The sequence below is a fragment of the Flavobacterium notoginsengisoli genome (genome assembly GCF_014207905.1).
Classification (GTDB): domain Bacteria; phylum Bacteroidota; class Bacteroidia; order Flavobacteriales; family Flavobacteriaceae; genus Flavobacterium; species Flavobacterium notoginsengisoli_A.
In genome coordinates, this window is the sequence record NZ_JACHLB010000007.1 from 233,202 (window position 1) to 249,774 (window position 16,573).

15 protein-coding genes are annotated in these 16,573 nt (G+C 31.2%); 4 read left to right on the forward strand and 11 right to left on the reverse strand.

Annotation, left to right across the window (positions count from 1 at the left end):
• Positions 1 to 430 precede the first annotated feature (430 nt).
• From HNP35_RS20210 to HNP35_RS20255, 10 genes are all read right to left on the reverse strand, one after another.
• Entirely contained in the window at positions 431 to 3,391 is a 2,961-nt protein-coding gene (locus tag HNP35_RS20210) for a DUF7619 domain-containing protein (protein WP_184165965.1), read from the reverse strand.
• Between the two features lie 124 nt (positions 3,392 to 3,515).
• Entirely contained in the window at positions 3,516 to 3,944 is a 429-nt protein-coding gene (locus HNP35_RS20215; protein ID WP_184165963.1) for a hypothetical protein, read from the reverse strand.
• Between the two features lie 151 nt (positions 3,945 to 4,095).
• The gene (sucD, locus tag HNP35_RS20220; protein ID WP_057118027.1) at positions 4,096 to 4,968 is read right to left on the reverse strand and encodes a succinate--CoA ligase subunit alpha; all 873 of its coding nucleotides are present in this window, start codon (positions 4,966 to 4,968) and stop codon (positions 4,096 to 4,098) included.
• Positions 4,969 to 5,054: 86 nt separating this feature from the next.
• Complete coding sequence (locus HNP35_RS20225) at positions 5,055 to 5,417, reverse strand: nuclear transport factor 2 family protein (RefSeq protein WP_184165960.1); 363 nt, start codon at positions 5,415 to 5,417, stop codon at positions 5,055 to 5,057.
• 1 nt (position 5,418) lies between these two features.
• Positions 5,419 to 6,348, reverse strand: coding sequence for a UDP-3-O-(3-hydroxymyristoyl)glucosamine N-acyltransferase (locus HNP35_RS20230; RefSeq protein ID WP_184165957.1), 930 nt, complete (start codon positions 6,346 to 6,348; stop codon positions 5,419 to 5,421).
• Positions 6,349 to 6,469: 121 nt separating this feature from the next.
• Positions 6,470 to 7,036, reverse strand: a complete 567-nt coding sequence (gene efp, locus HNP35_RS20235) for an elongation factor P (RefSeq protein ID WP_095929274.1) — start codon at positions 7,034 to 7,036, stop codon at positions 6,470 to 6,472.
• 137 nt (positions 7,037 to 7,173) lie between these two features.
• Entirely contained in the window at positions 7,174 to 7,959 is a 786-nt protein-coding gene (gene lpxA, locus HNP35_RS20240) for an acyl-ACP--UDP-N-acetylglucosamine O-acyltransferase (RefSeq protein WP_095951251.1), read from the reverse strand.
• A 74-nt stretch (positions 7,960 to 8,033) separates the two neighbouring features.
• A complete protein-coding gene (locus tag HNP35_RS20245; RefSeq protein ID WP_184165954.1) occupies positions 8,034 to 9,422 on the reverse strand; it encodes a bifunctional UDP-3-O-[3-hydroxymyristoyl] N-acetylglucosamine deacetylase/3-hydroxyacyl-ACP dehydratase in 1,389 nt (462 codons plus the stop codon).
• Positions 9,415 to 10,458: a UDP-3-O-(3-hydroxymyristoyl)glucosamine N-acyltransferase gene (gene lpxD / locus HNP35_RS20250; RefSeq protein WP_184165951.1), complete on the reverse strand. Its 1,044-nt coding sequence runs from the start codon at positions 10,456 to 10,458 to the stop codon at positions 9,415 to 9,417. The genes HNP35_RS20245 and lpxD overlap by 8 nt, the downstream gene beginning before the upstream one ends.
• Positions 10,459 to 10,497: 39 nt before the next feature.
• Positions 10,498 to 11,727 carry an HD domain-containing protein gene (locus tag HNP35_RS20255; protein ID WP_184165948.1) on the reverse strand — a complete coding sequence of 410 codons (1,230 nt, stop codon included), beginning with the start codon at positions 11,725 to 11,727 and terminating at the stop codon, positions 10,498 to 10,500.
• 225 nt (positions 11,728 to 11,952) lie between these two features.
• Between HNP35_RS20255 and HNP35_RS20260 the strand changes: the two genes are divergently transcribed.
• The 4 genes from HNP35_RS20260 to HNP35_RS20275 all read left to right on the forward strand — a co-directional run bounded on the left by HNP35_RS20260 (position 11,953) and on the right by HNP35_RS20275 (position 15,721).
• Positions 11,953 to 13,506 carry a bifunctional response regulator/alkaline phosphatase family protein gene (locus HNP35_RS20260; protein ID WP_184165945.1) on the forward strand — a complete coding sequence of 518 codons (1,554 nt, stop codon included), beginning with the start codon at positions 11,953 to 11,955 and terminating at the stop codon, positions 13,504 to 13,506.
• A gap of 74 nt (positions 13,507 to 13,580) precedes the next feature.
• Positions 13,581 to 13,988 (forward strand): tRNA (adenosine(37)-N6)-threonylcarbamoyltransferase complex ATPase subunit type 1 TsaE, encoded by a 408-nt coding sequence (gene tsaE / locus HNP35_RS20265; RefSeq protein WP_184165942.1) that lies wholly within the window; start codon positions 13,581 to 13,583, stop codon positions 13,986 to 13,988.
• A 122-nt stretch (positions 13,989 to 14,110) separates the two neighbouring features.
• Positions 14,111 to 15,310 carry an alanine dehydrogenase gene (locus tag HNP35_RS20270; RefSeq protein WP_184165934.1) on the forward strand — a complete coding sequence of 400 codons (1,200 nt, stop codon included), beginning with the start codon at positions 14,111 to 14,113 and terminating at the stop codon, positions 15,308 to 15,310.
• A gap of 36 nt (positions 15,311 to 15,346) precedes the next feature.
• Positions 15,347 to 15,721 carry a DUF4258 domain-containing protein gene (locus HNP35_RS20275; protein WP_184165931.1) on the forward strand — a complete coding sequence of 125 codons (375 nt, stop codon included), beginning with the start codon at positions 15,347 to 15,349 and terminating at the stop codon, positions 15,719 to 15,721.
• A gap of 180 nt (positions 15,722 to 15,901) precedes the next feature.
• Here HNP35_RS20275 and HNP35_RS20280 read toward each other — a convergent pair whose 3' ends face one another.
• Positions 15,902 to 16,567 carry a uracil-DNA glycosylase gene (locus HNP35_RS20280; protein ID WP_184165928.1) on the reverse strand — a complete coding sequence of 222 codons (666 nt, stop codon included), beginning with the start codon at positions 16,565 to 16,567 and terminating at the stop codon, positions 15,902 to 15,904.
• Positions 16,568 to 16,573 lie beyond the last annotated feature (6 nt).

The following is a 16,573-nucleotide window of genomic DNA, read 5'->3' on the forward strand; positions in this document are numbered from 1 at the left end:
AGATTCGAATTTAAAAAATGCAACCAATAATTTAACAAAAATTAAACAAGATTTTTACATCTAGAAGCATTACAAATTCATACAAAAACGAATCAAATTTTAACAATATTTTTTGTTTTTGTGTGATAAATATAGAAAAGCAAATGATAAAAAACCAATTAGCACTAAAAAAAAGTGTCTTTTTCTAAATTTATCAGTAATTGCCGTATTTTTTTTGCTTAATCTTAAATTTACCATACGTTAAGTTTTAATTAACTATTCTGAAAAGTTTAGATTCCATTTTTTCGCTTTTTAAACTCTACTAAATTAGTCTTACAAAAATTGTAATTCGAAATTTAAATTTCATTCAAATAAAAAAGCTTTGCCATTTTTGGGCAAAGCTTCCTATTTTTCTATTTAAAAAAGTTTAAAAATCTATTTGATATTATTTCTAGTTTTTAATAAACTTCGTAGCTGTAAAACCAGAGTTGGTTTTAATTTTTATAATATAATTTCCTTTAGAAAGTTTTGAAACATCTATATTAGAATTATTTTCTGCATTTGGTACAGCAATTACAATTTGCCCTAAAACATCATAAATATATATTGACTTTTTCTCCACTGAAGTATTTGAGTTAATATTAAGTACGTCTTTCACCGGATTTGGATAAATATTAAAGTATTTCGAAAACTCAAAATCTGAAGTGCCTAAGATTTTAAAGGTTGAAGCTGTTTTATTTGTTACAATTGGAAAATTATAATCAAAATAAATACTAGCGTCATTTGTAAAAGTGTCTCCCACTTTTAGAGTTGGAAGTGTTTTAATTTTAAAAGCAATGTATCCATCATTATTAGCATCATCAAATGGAAGATTTATTTTTTCGAATATAAATTCTACTTTATTTCCATTAGAAATTTTGGTTGTATAATTATGACTTGAACTTGTTGGAACCAATGTTGCAATATCGAATTTTGACAAATCGATCATATCTTTCACTACAATATTTTCGGCCAGATATGTCCCAGTATTTTCAAAACGAATCAAATAATGGACATACTCGCCTATTAATTCTGGTTTTATTACATCTCCTTCCAAACAAGTTTTGTCATTTGGATCAAACGAACCAACAACAGTTTGACGCATTGCAAAAGAATTATCTGCTTGGTTTTCATCTCCTAAAGAAGGAGTAATTACAGCATTAAAACTTAAAAAATCTCCCATGTTGACTGCAGGAGTTTCAGTTGGTGAATTGAGATTTAAAGTCAATTCAATCTCTCTTGTTTCAAAAGCTTTTAAATCAGCATAGTGCCAAACTAACTTATTTGATGCTTGACTTGCAATTTCCGGTTTCGAAGAAACATAATCCAAAATAGCATCATTAAAATCTAATGTTACATCGCCAGAAACTGTTTTGTTAGCCTTATTTTTATAAACTATTTTATACGTTGCATCAAATCCAGGTCTTGCAGGAAGAATGCTTAACATAGAAATTTCAATATCTTGATGTTCTCCCTTAGGTGTTATACAAAAGTTTTGAGTAAATGGACTTGCTTCAACCGGAAAATTAACTGTAAATGATTCTGGCGAAACAGAAAAATAATTTGAGTTTTCAATTATTGGTTTTACGGTATGAATTCCTTCTCCCACAGCAATAGTATAATTTCCAGAAATATCAGAAATTATATTTCCTGTATTGGTACCGTCAGAAATACTAAAATTTAAATTAGGATAAACAACATTAGATTTAGCACAACCTTGATTATCTAAATCGATTTTTTGATTTCCTTTAATCGTGTAAAATTTTCCTCCAGGAGTAAAAGAGCAATAGGTATTAATTTCATATTTAGCGGAATTCAATTCATATTTTACAAAATCTATCTCAAAATCGTCAATACATACATATTTAACAGAAGAAAGATTCATTGCTCTTAATTCACTAGCTTTTTTGCCGTTTTTTAAATTCAAAAATTCAATTGGATTGTTTGATATGTATATACGATCTAACTTAAGGTATTGTGAAAGATCCAATTCTCTGATTTTATTATCTTCACAATACAAACCGAATAAATCTGGTAAATTATCTAAAATTAATTTTTCTATTTTGCTTTTATAACAATACAAATTGCTAAGTTTTGGAAGATTACTTAATTCCAACTTTGTTAGCTGAGTGCTATAAGTACAATCAAATGTTTCAAGCTTTGGTAAATTTTTAATTTCTAATGATGTAAAATAATTTCCATCAACATCAACAGCTTTTAAATTAAGCGATTTACTAAAATCCAGCGACGTCAAATTGTTTCCCGCACATGCTAGTGTTTCAAGTTTTAGCAAATTAGAAATATCAAGATTGCTTAGGTTATTATTATAACAGCTAAGAGTTAAAAGATTATCTAGTCCATTTAAATTAATTACAGAGATATCATTATTGCCACAATCCAAGTTAGTTAGAGCGGTACAATTTGACATATTCAAATCGGTTATTTTTCCATTGCTACCTGTAAAACTCGTTAATGATTTACATCCAGAGAGATTTAAAGTCTTTACGGGATTAATTATAAAATTAAGTTGCTTTAGATTAATGCAATTAGCAGCAGTTAAACTTTCCATTTCATTATAATGGCAATCAATTAATTGCAAAGCAGGCAAATTACTAACATCTAGATTTTTAATCTGATTATTTGCACAATAGAGGTTTTGTAATTTATTTAAACCTGCTAGATTTAAATTTGTCAATTTATTAGTTGAACAATTTAAAAGAGTTAAAGACAAACATCCACTTACATTTAGTTTTTCTAACTGTAAATCATTACAATACAAACTAGTCAATGCTTTACAGTTTGAAAAATTCATTTCTGCAATAGGATTATAAATAAAATCCACATTGACAAGGCTTTCACAATTTGCAACAGATAATTTTGTCAAGGCATTACTGCTACAAGACAATGTATTCAGTTTTGTAAAACCATCTAAATTTAAAATTTGAAGTCTATTATAAGAACAATTAAAAGATTCTAAACCTATTAATTCATTTATAGCCAAAGTAGTAATAGTATTACTGGAACAACTTATAGTTTTAAGTTTCTTTAAACTATTCAAATCTAAACTCGTTAGTAAATTACCTTGGCAATTGAAAGTTACAAGATTGGTAAAATTTGAGATTCCTTGCAATGAAGTAATCTGTGAATTGCTGATATCTAAATAACTTATATTTAATGCTTCGCTTACTTCAATAGATCCGTTATTATTTTTATCAATTTTAATAGAGTTTCCAGATAAGTCTTTTGCAACAGCATTGTATGGATCAGATCTTAATAATGCTTCTTTTAACTTAGTATCAGGTATATTTATAACTTGTGCATTTACAGATGAAAAAAGTAAAATTAGTGGTAAAAGCAAGTAGTTTTTTATCATAGTTATAGTTTTGTTTTTGGGCCATAAATATATTAAGTCAAAAAATCAAAACCTAGTACTTAATAAAAAAAGCCTTACTAATAATTTAGCAAGGCTTTCTTTTGTTTTTAGTTTTAGAGTAGTTCTAAAAAGCTACATTCCATCTTGGTAATTTTCCGTTTTCATCTAAGAAATTTTGCAAAACTTGCCCTTCAACAGCAGTTGGAATTGCTTTTACATCTCCAGTAAAAGTTTCATACCAAACCACTTCAAGTTCAGAAATGTTCTCTAATTTCATTTGAGCCGGCCAAGAATATTTTCTTCCTGTTTTAGCAAACTGATGTCCATTTACGATTTTATCATAAAGTCCACCATTTTTGCTTTTTAATGTTCCGTCGTTTTGAACAGTTCCTGTAGAACCAACCATAATTAGTTCTTTTTCATCACCTTCAACAGCATAAACAACAAAAATTCCTGCACTTCCTTCTGGAGCGTTGCAAGCTTGTTCTAAACTATCCTCAATTGTAAAAGTAAAACTATTGCTTACTTTAAATTTTTCTAAATCTTTACTCATATTTCTTTTTAAGCTTCTAAGATGCTGAGGCACTAAGATGCTAAGTTTTTTCTATTTACGCCTCAGTCTTTAAAATGTAAAAAAGTCTCAACAAATATTGAGACTTTTTTTTTGAATTTATTATTTTGTCCCGAAACTTCGGGATGAAGAATTATCCAAGTACTTCTTTTACTTTTTTACCAATTTCAGCTGGTGAATCAACAACGTGAATTCCGTTGTCTCTCATGATTTGTTTTTTAGCTGCAGCTGTATCATCTGAACCACCAACGATAGCACCTGCGTGACCCATTGTTCTACCAGCAGGAGCAGTTTCTCCAGCGATAAAACCAATAACTGGCTTACGGTTACCATCAGCTTTTACCCATCTTGCAGCATCAGCTTCAAGTTGACCACCAATTTCACCAATCATAATGATAGCTTCAGTTTCAGGATCGTTCATTAATAATTCAACAGCTTCTTTAGTTGTAGTTCCAATAATTGGATCTCCACCAATTCCGATTGCTGTAGTGATTCCTAAACCTTGTTTTACAACTTGGTCAGCAGCTTCGTAAGTTAAAGTTCCTGATTTAGAAACGATACCAACAGTTCCTTTTTTGAAAACGAAACCTGGCATAATACCAACTTTAGCTTCACCTGGAGTAATTACACCTGGACAGTTTGGACCGATTAATCTTGAATTTCTTTCTTTAACATAATTATTTGCTTTAATCATGTCTGCTACAGGAATTCCTTCTGTAATAGCAATAATTACTTTAATTCCAGCATCAGCAGCTTCCATAATTGCATCAGCAGCAAAAGCTGGCGGAACAAAAATGATAGAAGTATCAGCTCCAGCTTGATCAACAGCATCTTTTACTGTATTAAAAACTGGACGATCTAAATGGCTAGTCCCTCCTTTTCCTGGAGTAACACCACCAACAACATTAGTACCGTACTCAATCATTTGAGAAGCGTGGAAAGTTCCTTCGCTCCCTGTAAATCCCTGAACAATTATTTTGGAATCTTTATTAACTAAAACACTCATGATATATATTTTATGTAGTTTTTAAATTTGTGTTGCAAAAATAAGGTTTTGTAATGTATTTTGCCTCTTTTATTGTCAAAAAAATATTAAGAAAATTGACTCATCTGATAACCTCTATAAAGTTTATCATCTTTAATCTGCCAAATTGTTGCAAAATGTGCTAAAAGCATCTCTTCTCTTGGATTCTCAATGGTTTTTACAAAATGAGAGTAACGCACTGATACTAAATCATCTTCGCTAATAATATGGCTAATTCTAACCTTAGAACGAACATAGGCACGACTCAGATCATTTGCCATTTCTACTATAGAATCATAATCCATTTGAATGAAACCTTTACTGCTGTTCCACTCAAGTTTAACGTCAGGATGCAGATATGTTTTTAAAATTTCACTATCGATTAAGGCATCTGACTTATAAAATTTCTGAACAAACTCTTTGATAGACATATTACTTCAATTTACTTAAAATTTCAGGAATCTTCTTGATATTGGCTAATTGCTTTAATTTTTCTCTAGATTCTTCAATTGGAGTACCAAAATAAGATTTTCCTCCTTCAACAGATTTAGTAACACCAGTCTGCCCCATTACTACCGCTTTTGCACCAATAGTAATACCGCTAGTTGTACCAACTTGTCCCCACATAGTCACTTCGTCCTCAATGATCACACATCCTGCAATACCAGTTTGCGAAGCAATTAAACATTTTTTACCAATAACGGTATCATGGCCAACATGTACTTGATTGTCTAATTTTGTTCCTGCGCCAATTGTGGTATCTCCCGTAACTCCTTTGTCAATAGTACAAAGTGCTCCAATACCAACATTATCTTCGATAACAACTCTTCCGCCCGAAATTAATTGATCAAAGCCTTCTGGACGTTTTTTATAATAAAAAGCATCCGCTCCTAAAATAGTTCCTGCATGAATAATTACATTATCACCAATTACAGTGTGATCATAAATAGAAACATTAGAATGAATAAGACAATTTTTTCCAATTTTAACATGATTACCAACAAAAGTGTTTGGCTGAATAATTGTTCCTTCTCCAATTTCTGCCGAAGGAGCTATTGCAACATTTGCAAATTGAAAAGGTTTAAAATGTCTCGTTAGAATATTAAAATCTCTGAATGGATCATCAGAGATTAAAAGTGCTTTACCTTCTGGGCATTCTACTTCTTTGTTAATTAAAACAATCGTAGCAGCAGATTGTAAAGCTTTATCGTAGTATTTTGGATGATCAACAAAAACAATATCACCAGGCTCCACGACATGTATTTCGTTCATGCCTAAAACTTGAAAGTCTTTGTCACCAATAAATTTGCAATTAAGCAAATTCGCAATTTCTTGTAAAGAATGACTCTTTTGAAATTTCATATGTTATAATTAGAAAATTTGTCAATTAGAAAATGAGTCAATTAGAATATGAATATACAAAAAAAATGCGATTCACAAGTTATCTAACTGACTCATTGTCAAATTTATCTTAATTAAGAAATTACTCTTTTACACGCTCCATGTAAGAACCTGAAGCTGTATCAATTTTAATTTTATCTCCTTCATTGATAAACAAAGGAACGTTGATGTTTGCACCAGTTTCTACTGTTGCATTTTTTGTAGCATTTGTAGCAGTATTTCCTTTTACTCCTGGCTCAGCATAAGTAACTTCAAGAATTACAGATGCAGGCATATCAACTGATAAAGGCAAATCTGTTTCAGTATTAATCTGAACCATTACGTTTGTTCCTTCTTTTAATAAATCTGGAGCATCCAAAATATTTTTGTTCAAAGAAATTTGCTCAAACGTCTCAGCATTCATGAAGTGAAATTCATCTCCTTCTGGATATAGATATTGAAATGTGTGTGTTTCAACACGAATAACGTCAATTTTGTGACCTGCAGAGAAAGTATTGTCTAATACTTTTCCAGAAGTTAAACTTTTCAATTTTGTTCTTACGAAAGCTGGGCCTTTTCCAGGCTTTACGTGAAGAAACTCAATAATTTTATAGATATCGTGATTAAATTTAATACACAATCCGTTTCTAATATCTGATGTAGATGCCATTTTGTTTTTTTATTTTAGATTTTAGAATGTTGATTTTAGATTCTTATATAAAGAATCAATCTTCATCTTTTTTTATTTATTTAAAATTTAATTCAAAGTTTAGAAATCTAAAATCAGAAATCTAAACTCTAAAATAATTAATAATTCCCTGAGTAACCTTTCATAATTCCTCTAGAAGAATTTCTGATAAAATCAAGAATTTCATCTCTTTCAGGAGTCGCTTCCATTTCTGCCTCAATAATACTTAAGGCTTGAGTTGTATTGTAATTCTTTTGGTATAAAATTCTATAGATTTCCTGAATTTCTCTAATCTTCTCAGTACTAAACCCTCTTCTTCTTAAACCAACAGAGTTAATTCCAACATAAGACAATGGCTCTTTTGCTGCTTTTGTAAAAGGAGGAACATCTTTTCTCACCAAAGATCCACCAGAAATCATAGCATGATCTCCAATATGAATAAATTGGTGAATTGCTGCTAAACCACCTATAACCGCATGATTTCCAACAACTACGTGACCTGCCAAAGCAACACCATTTACAATAATAGCGTTATTTCCAATCTCACAATCGTGTGCAATATGAGCGTAAGCCATTACTAAACAATTGTTTCCAATAACCGTTTGACCAGAAGCAATTGTACCTCTATTGATAGTTACACATTCTCTTATAGTACAATTATCGCCAATTATAGCAAGAGAATCTTCGCCACCAAATTTTAAATCTTGCGGCACTGCAGAAATTACAGCTCCTGGAAAAATATTACAATTTTTACCAATTCGAGCTCCCTCCATAATGGTCACGTTTGAACCAATCCAAGTACCATCACCAATAACAACATTATTGTGGATTGTTGTAAATGGCTCTATTACAACATTTTTAGCGATTTTCGCGCCTGGATGAACATATGCTAATGGTTGATTCATCTGTATGTTTTATATTTTTAATTAAAATATTTCGATTTGAGGCAACAAACCTAAACAATAATTTTGATAAATTATTATTGTTTTCTTGCTATTTGTGCCATTAATTCTGCTTCAGTTACTAATTTACCGTTTGCATAGGCATTTGCCTGCATATGACAAATTCCTCTTCTGATAGGAGAAATTAACTCACATTTAAATATTAGAGTATCACCTGGCAATACTTTATGCTTGAATTTAACATTATCAATTTTCATAAAGTAAGTCAAATAATTTTCAGGATCTGGAACAGTGCTTAAAACTAAAATTCCTCCTGTTTGTGCCATTGCTTCTACAATTAATACACCCGGCATAACTGGAGCTTCTGGAAAGTGTCCTACAAAGAAATTCTCATTCATAGTAACATTTTTCAATCCAACCACATGACGATCAGACATTTCGATAATTCTATCAATTAACAAAAATGGAGGTCTGTGAGGAAGCATTGCCATAATTTTATGAATATCCATCAATGGTTCTTGATGTAAATCATAAGTAGGAACATGATTTCTCTGTTCTATTTTGATAATTTTAGCCAGTTTCTTAGCAAATTGAGTATTTACAAAGTGACCTGGTTTATTAGCAATAATTTTTCCTTGAATTCTAACACCAATTAAAGATAAATCTCCAATTACATCAAGTAATTTGTGTCTTGCAGCTTCATTTGGATAGTGTAATGTTAGGTTGTCTAAAACACCATTTGGTTTTACAGAAATTTCATCTTTACCAAATGCTTTCTTTAAATTCTCCATTGTAGATTCAGAGATTTCTTTATCTACATAAACAATTGCATTATTTAAATCTCCACCTTTAATTAGACCATGTTCCAACAAAGACTCTAACTCATGAAGAAAACTAAAAGTTCTAGAACTTGCAATTTCAGATTTAAAATCTGCTAAACTTTTAAGAGTAGCATTTTGTGTACCTAAAACCTTTGTACCAAAATCTACCATTGTTGTAACTTGATATTCATCACTTGGCATAACAAGAATTTCACTTCCTGTAGCTTCGTCAGTAAATGAAATAACTTCTTTTACTACATAAACGTTGCGTTGAGCGTCTTGTTCTTCAATACCTGCTTTTTCAATAGCTTCAACAAAATATTTTGATGAACCATCCATAATTGGAAGTTCAGAGGCATTCAATTCAATAATAATATTATCCAAATCACATCCAACTACTGCAGCTAAAACGTGTTCTGGAGTCTGAATTTTCACTCCTAATTTCTCAAGATTAGTACCTCTTTGAGTATTAACAACATAATTAGCGTCAGCTTCAATGACTGGTTGACCTTGCAAATCTACTCTTACAAAAGTGAAACCATTATTAACGGGTGCAGGTTTAAAAGTCATTGTAACTTCTTTTCCAGTATGTAAACCAACTCCTGTTAGTGAAATTTCATTCTTGATGGTCTTCTGTTTAACCATTATTTCCATTTTTTGGGTTTATTATTTGTTTTTTTAATTCTTCAACTTCGGCCACAATTTTAGGCAGATTCTTAAAATGAACGTACGATTTATTAAAATCAGTATATCCAAGTGACGGAGTTCCTTGTAAAACTTCATCATCCTTTATGTTTCTAGCAACTCCTGACTGTGCCTGAAGTCTAACATTATTACCTATAATTAAATGACCTGCGATACCTACTTGCCCTCCAATCATACAGTTTTCTCCAATTTTAGTAGAACCAGCAACGCCACTTTGAGCAGCTATCACGGTATTTTTTCCAATTTCTACATTATGAGCAATCTGAATCTGATTGTCTAATTTCACTCCTTTTCTTATAATCGTAGAACCAAGAGTTGCTCTGTCAATTGTTGTATTCGCACCAACGTCAACATTATCTTCTAAGATAACGTTTCCAATTTGTGGTACTTTACTATATTCTCCATTTTCATTTGGAGCAAACCCAAAACCATCCGCACCAATTATAACACCAGAATGAATTGTACAATTATTCCCGATAACGGTCTCTGAATAAATTTTTGCTCCAGCAAAAATGAATACATTATCACCTATAACAACATTGTCACCAATAAAGCTATTTGGATAAATTTTTACATTATCTCCTAAAACAACATTTTGGCCAATATAGCTAAAACTTCCTAAATAAAGATTTTCTCCATATTTAGTTCCTTCAGACATAAACGACTGAGGCTCTATACCAGTTTTGTTTAATTTAACTTGATTATAAAAATGTAAAAGTTTAGAAAACGCCGCATAAGCATCTTCTACTTTAATAAGTGTAGTGGTAATTTCTTGCTCAGGAACAAAGCTATCATTAACTATTGTAACAGTAGCTTTTGTACTATATATATAATTGATATACTTGGGATTAGCCAAAAAAGTAAGCGACCCATTTTCACCTTCTTCGATTTTGGAAAGCTTAGAAACTTCTGCATTGGGATTCCCAACAACTTCTCCTTCTAAAATTCCTGCTATTTGTTCTGCTGTAAATTTCATCGCGACAAAAATATAAAAAATAGGTTTTAAATGTTAATTTTAGATAAGTTGTTTTGGAAAACAGATGTAATATTTTGTCACCAATTTAGATAACGATTTCAAATTCAGCTGGTCAGAAGCTTCAACAACATCTTCAATTGTTTTATCTTTTTTCAAAATTCGAATAGGTTCCGCTTCTTTGCTATAAGCCTGATTTTTAATTTTTCCTCTAAAAATAAAATAACCCGCATCTACTGCCGAGATATGATGCGCTTCTGCAAATTCTTCTTTTAAAGATTGTGACTCTTCTACCGGAATTTTTTCTGCACTTAATTTAATTTTCAATAAATCTCTGTTAATGATCATTTTACTTAAAGTGGAAAGTATAAAATCATTGTGTTTTTGCCAAGCTTTTAGAGCGCTTATAATATCAAAATCATCTAACTGAGAGAACAAATCCAGTTTTTCAGCATCAAAATCTTCTAGCGTTATCTTATTGTGCATAAAATACGAAAGTGGCTCGCTGCAAGGTAATTTAACTCCTTTTAAAGTTAATTCTTTTGCTCTTTTCAGAACTTTCATCAAAATTAATTCTGCTACTAAACTCGTTTTATGCAAATAAGCCTGCCAATACATCAATCTTCTTGAAAGCAGAAATTTTTCTACAGAATAAATTCCTTTTTCTTCAATAACTAAAACATCATTTTCAACATTCATCATCTGAATCAAACGTTCAGAATTTACATTTCCTTCTGCAACTCCAGTATAAAAACTATCTCGTTTTAGATAATCCATTCGGTCCATATCCAATTGACTTGAAATCAATTGCAACATAAATTTCCTATGGTATTCACCTTTAAATACTTGAATTGCCAAGCTTAACTTCCCATCAAACTCTTCGTTAAGCTGGTTCATAAACAGTAACGAAATAGCTTCATGATGAACATCTTCTACAATACTCTTTTCCATTGCATGAGAAAATGGTCCATGTCCAATGTCATGTAACAAAATCGCAATCAGTAAAGCGTTTTCTTCTTCATCAGAAATCACAACATCTTTAAAACGAAGCGTATCAATTGCTTTTTTCATCAAATGCATACATCCTAATGCATGATGAAAACGGGTATGATTTGCTCCTGGATACACTAAATATGACAATCCCATTTGTGAAATTCGACGAAGACGCTGAAAATACGGGTGTTGTATTAAATCGTAAACAAGCTCATTCGGAATCGTAATAAAACCATATATGGGATCGTTGAATATTTTAAGTTTGTTAATCTGAGTCACTATTGCGATATTTTTTAGGTCAACAAATATAAGTAAATAAGTATAAAGAGATTGGTGTTTTTTATTTAAAAATGAAAGTCGAAATTATGATGATTATCAATAAAATAGACTAAAAAATGTTAAAATTTAAAATAAAATCATAGCTACACTTTCAGAACTTTATACTATTTTTAATACTTTTTAAGTTCTATAACTTTAAATTGCAGTAAAAATTATAATTGATTTATGGATAAGATAAAAATACTTTGGGTCGATGATGAAATCGATCTTTTAAAGCCCCACATATTATTTCTAGAAAAAAAGAATTACGAAGTTACAACCTCCAATAATGGTCTTGATGCTATCGCATTGTTTGAAGAAAACAACTTTGATATTGTTTTTTTGGATGAAAACATGCCCGGAATGAGCGGTTTGGAAACACTTTCTGAAATGAAAGAAAAAAAATCTGCCATCCCAATGATTATGATTACCAAAAGCGAAGAAGAATACATTATGGAAGAAGCCATTGGTTCTAAAATCGCTGATTATCTAATCAAACCAGTAAATCCAAATCAGATTTTATTAAGTCTGAAAAAAAATCTAGATGATTCTAGATTGATTACCGAAAAAACAACATTAGATTATCAGAAAGAGTTTAGAAAAATTGCAATGGAATTAGCGATGGTTAATTCTTATGAAGATTGGATTGAATTATACAAAAAATTGCTTTTTTGGGAATTAAAACTTGAAGACATCAATGATACGGCTATGATTGAAATTCTAGAATCTCAAAAAGTAGAAGCCAATTCTCAATTCGGAAAGTTTATAGAACGAAACTACGAAGATTGGTTTGCTCCAAAAGCAGATAAACCTATACAATCTAACACTTTATTTAAAGAGTTAGTTATACCTGAAATTAAGAAGAAAGACAAACCTATTCTTTTTGTGGTAATTGACAACCTTAGATATGATCAATGGAAATCTTTTGAATCTGTCGTGGCAAATTACTACAAATTAGAAAAAGAAGTTCCTTATTATTCTATTCTTCCAACCGCTACACAATATGCAAGAAATTCAATTTTCTCAGGTTTAATGCCTGCTGAAATGGAAAAACAATTTCCCCAATATTGGAAAAACGACGTTGAAGACGGAGGAAAAAACCTTTACGAAGCTGAATTCCTGACTGCTCAACTAAAAAGACTAGGATTAAATATTAAGGAAGATTATTTTAAAATCACCAATTATTCTGGAGGTAAAAAATTAGCAGAAAACTTCAAAGCATTAAAAGGCAATGACTTGGTAACTGTAGTTTACAATTTCGTAGATATGCTATCACACGCTAAAACAGAAATGGAAGTGGTTAAAGAATTAGCTTCTGATGATAAAGCATATCGTTCATTAACTTTAAGTTGGTTTAAGAATTCTCCTTTATTAGAAATTATTCAACAAGCACAACTTTTAGGATTTAAATTAATATTAACGACAGATCATGGAACAATTAATGTAAAAAATCCATCAAAAGTTGTGGGGGACAAAAATACAAGCTTAAATTTGCGTTACAAAACCGGTCGTAGTTTAACATACGAGCAAAAAGATGTTTATGTTGTTAAAGAACCAAAAACAATTGGCCTTCCAGCAATAAATATGAGCAGTTCGTTCATTTTCGCAAAAAATGATTTCTTTTTAGCTTATGTGAATAATTACAACCATTATGTGAGTTATTACAAAAATACTTATCAGCATGGCGGAATTTCTTTAGAAGAAATGATTATTCCGTTTTTGGTATTTAATCCTAAATAAAGTTTTAAGTCACAGTTTTCAGTCGCAGTCAATAACTGAAAACTGTGATTGAAACTAAACTAAACAAACACAAAATGAACATCGTTTTTTCATTAGATCAAATCAAAGAAGTTGCAGAACAAATTATTGCTACAAATCCCAAAAAAATCATTTTGTTTAATGGAGAAATGGGAGTTGGAAAAACTACTTTAATCAAGCAACTCTGCAAAACTCTTGGAGTTCAGGACGCTACAAGTAGTCCAACCTTTTCTTTAGTTAATGAATACTACACACTTGACAATCAAATAGTTTATCATTTTGATTTTTATAGATTAAATAAAGAAACAGAAGCACTTGATATGGGTGTTGATGATTACTTATATTCTGGAAATTGGTGTTTTATTGAGTGGTCTGAAAAAATTGCTAACTTAATTCCTGAAGAACATTCTACCATAAATATTGAATTATTAGCAGACGGAAAAAGACAATTAACTTTAGTTTAAAAATGTCTCTTTTTTACAAGAAGAAGAATTTCTTAACATTTAACTCTGCAGTATTAGCAGAATTTTTGCACTAAATTTAAATCTTTTTACGTAATTTGTACTTTTAATTTTTTGCGCAATCCATGTCAATTACCTTAACTCCATTTACAAAACAACAATTAATACCGCAGGAAGAAAAACTTGAGGTGGGTCGTTTTAAAAGAGAACTTTTTATAGGAATCCCTAAGGAAACTAGTTACCAAGAACGTCGTATTTGCCTAACTCCCGATGCTGTAAATTCACTTACCTATGCTGGACATCGCGTTATGATTGAGTCTGGAGCTGGAGAAAGTTCAAGTTACACTGACAAGGAATATGCAGATGCTGGTGCGGAAATAACAAAAGATGCGAAAAGAGTTTTTGGCTGTCCTTTTTTACTAAAAGTAGAACCACCAACATTATCAGAAATAGAAATGATAAATCCTGAAACGGTTATTATTTCTGCTATTCAGCTAAAGACAAAAAAGAAAGAATACTTTGAAGCTTTAGCGCAAAAAAAAATTACAGCACTTGCTTTTGAATATATTAAGGATGAAGACGGGTCTTATCCTGCTGTCAAATCTTTGAGCGAAATAGCCGGAACTGCATCGATCTTAATTGCAGCCGAATTAATGATAACGGATGAATTCGGAAAAGGTCTTTTATTTGGAAACATTACTGGCGTACCTCCTACCGAAGTTGTCATTTTAGGCGCAGGAACTGTTGGTGAATTTGCTGCCAAAACTGCCATTGGCTTAGGTGCAAACGTAAAAGTTTTTGATAATTCGATTACAAAATTACGCCGTTTGCAGAATAATTTAAATCAAAGAATTTTCACTTCAACAATTCAACAAAAAGGTTTACTAAAAGCTTTAAGACGTTGCGATGTTGCTATTGGCGCGATGCGTGGAAAAGAAAGATGCCCAATCGTAGTTAATGAAACTATGGTGGAACATATGAAAAAAGGAGCCGTAATTGTTGATGTCAGCATCGATACTGGAGGTTGCTTTGAAACTTCTGAAGTTACAACACACGAAAAACCAACCTTTATAAAAAGTAATGTTTTGCACTATTGTGTACCGAATATACCTTCAAGATATTCTAAAACTGCTTCATTATCAATTAGTAACATACTAACTCCTTATCTTCATCAGATAGCTGAAGACGGTGGTATCGAAAGTGCTATTCGATGCAACAAAGGACTAAAAAATGGAATTTATCTTTATCACGGAATCTTAACAAATAAAGCTATTGGCGACTGGTTCGATTTACCTGATAACGATATTAATTTACTTGTATTTTAAGGGAACTTTAATGTACCTTTGCAAAAAAATTATTTCATGAAGTTCGTACACCGTTTTGCATATTATTTGATTGGTCTTGTAATGGGATGTTTTGTTGTAGCAGCTATTTTTAGCGGAAAAGACACTCGTTGTAATTATTTTCCAAATGCCAGAGTCTTAAATAATCTTAGAACAAAACCATTTCAATACTCTGAAAAAGCTATTCAAACTTTAAATGAAAAATGGGTTGATACAGCAGATATTAAAAACACATTAACTTACGGAGATGTTGATTTTGATCAAAGCAATGTACCTTTCCAAAAAGGAAAACTTTATATTATTGAAGGTAAAACTGTAAAAAATCAGCCAATTATTTTAAAAGTGGTGAATTACGAAAACAAAGCTGTTTTAGAAGAAATTATAAAAAAATAATATTTCTGTCATTTCGACTGAAAGGAGAAATCGCACTAGAATTTCCGCAAAGTAAAATCCAATCTTTGTAGAGTTTCTAGTGCGATTTCTCCTTTCAGTCGAAATGACAAAATTGAGAAAAAACACAAAGTTTTTCCCTTTGTCACTTTGCAACTCCGAACCTTTGTAACTTAAAAAAAATCACCACTCAATTTCTTTCAATCCTTTCGATCTTAAAAAATCATTTGTCTGACTAAAATGTTTATTTCCAAACCAAAAACCTCTATTTGCGCTTAACGGAGATGGATGACCAGATTTTAAGATATGATGTTTTGATGCATCAATTAAAGAAGCTTTCTTTTGAGCAAAACCACCCCAAAGTAAAAAAACAACATTTTCAGATTCAGCAGAAATTTGCTTTATCACCGCATCCGTAAATTTTTCCCAACCTTTTCCTTGATGACTTCCTGCTTCAGATTGCCTTACTGTTAAAGTAGCATTTAAAAGAAAAACTCCCTGATCTGCCCAACGTTCCAAGTTTCCAGTTTTCGGAAGCGGTTTTCCTAAATCAGTTTCTATTTCTTTAAAAATATTATATAAAGAAGGTGGAAATGGAATTCCGTCATTTACAGAAAAACACAATCCGTTAGCCTGGTTTGGACCATGGTAAGGATCCTGCCCAATAATAACCACTTTAACCTGATCAAAATGACAATGATCAAAAGCTGAAAAGATCTGATTCCCTTTTGGATAACATACTTTTGTAGCGTATTCCGATTTCACAAAATCAATCAACTCACTAAAATATGGTTTTTCAAATTCTTCATTTAAAACTGGTTTCCAAGAAGAATGCATTTTTACGTCCATAACTTT

Excerpts from the sequence above, each read along its gene's own strand:
- HNP35_RS20230 (WP_184165957.1), bottom strand. The coding sequence starts at position 6,348 with ATGAAATTTCAAAAGAGTCATTCTTTACAAGAAATTGCGAATTTGCTT.
- efp (WP_095929274.1), bottom strand. The coding sequence starts at position 7,036 with ATGGCATCTACATCAGATATTAGAAACGGATTGTGTATTAAATTTAAT.
- HNP35_RS20225 (WP_184165960.1), bottom strand. The coding sequence starts at position 5,417 with ATGTCTATCAAAGAGTTTGTTCAGAAATTTTATAAGTCAGATGCCTTA.
- sucD (WP_057118027.1), bottom strand. The coding sequence starts at position 4,968 with ATGAGTGTTTTAGTTAATAAAGATTCCAAAATAATTGTTCAGGGATTT.
- HNP35_RS20270 (WP_184165934.1), top strand. The coding sequence starts at position 14,111 with ATGTCAATTACCTTAACTCCATTTACAAAACAACAATTAATACCGCAG.
- lpxD (WP_184165951.1), bottom strand. The coding sequence starts at position 10,458 with ATGAAATTTACAGCAGAACAAATAGCAGGAATTTTAGAAGGAGAAGTT.
- HNP35_RS20215 (WP_184165963.1), bottom strand. The coding sequence starts at position 3,944 with ATGAGTAAAGATTTAGAAAAATTTAAAGTAAGCAATAGTTTTACTTTT.
- HNP35_RS20280 (WP_184165928.1), bottom strand. The coding sequence starts at position 16,567 with ATGGACGTAAAAATGCATTCTTCTTGGAAACCAGTTTTAAATGAAGAA.
- tsaE (WP_184165942.1), top strand. The coding sequence starts at position 13,581 with ATGAACATCGTTTTTTCATTAGATCAAATCAAAGAAGTTGCAGAACAA.
- lpxA (WP_095951251.1), bottom strand. The coding sequence starts at position 7,959 with ATGAATCAACCATTAGCATATGTTCATCCAGGCGCGAAAATCGCTAAA.
- HNP35_RS20210 (WP_184165965.1), bottom strand. The coding sequence starts at position 3,391 with ATGATAAAAAACTACTTGCTTTTACCACTAATTTTACTTTTTTCATCT.
- HNP35_RS20275 (WP_184165931.1), top strand. The coding sequence starts at position 15,347 with ATGAAGTTCGTACACCGTTTTGCATATTATTTGATTGGTCTTGTAATG.
- HNP35_RS20260 (WP_184165945.1), top strand. The coding sequence starts at position 11,953 with ATGGATAAGATAAAAATACTTTGGGTCGATGATGAAATCGATCTTTTA.
- HNP35_RS20245 (WP_184165954.1), bottom strand. The coding sequence starts at position 9,422 with ATGGTTAAACAGAAGACCATCAAGAATGAAATTTCACTAACAGGAGTT.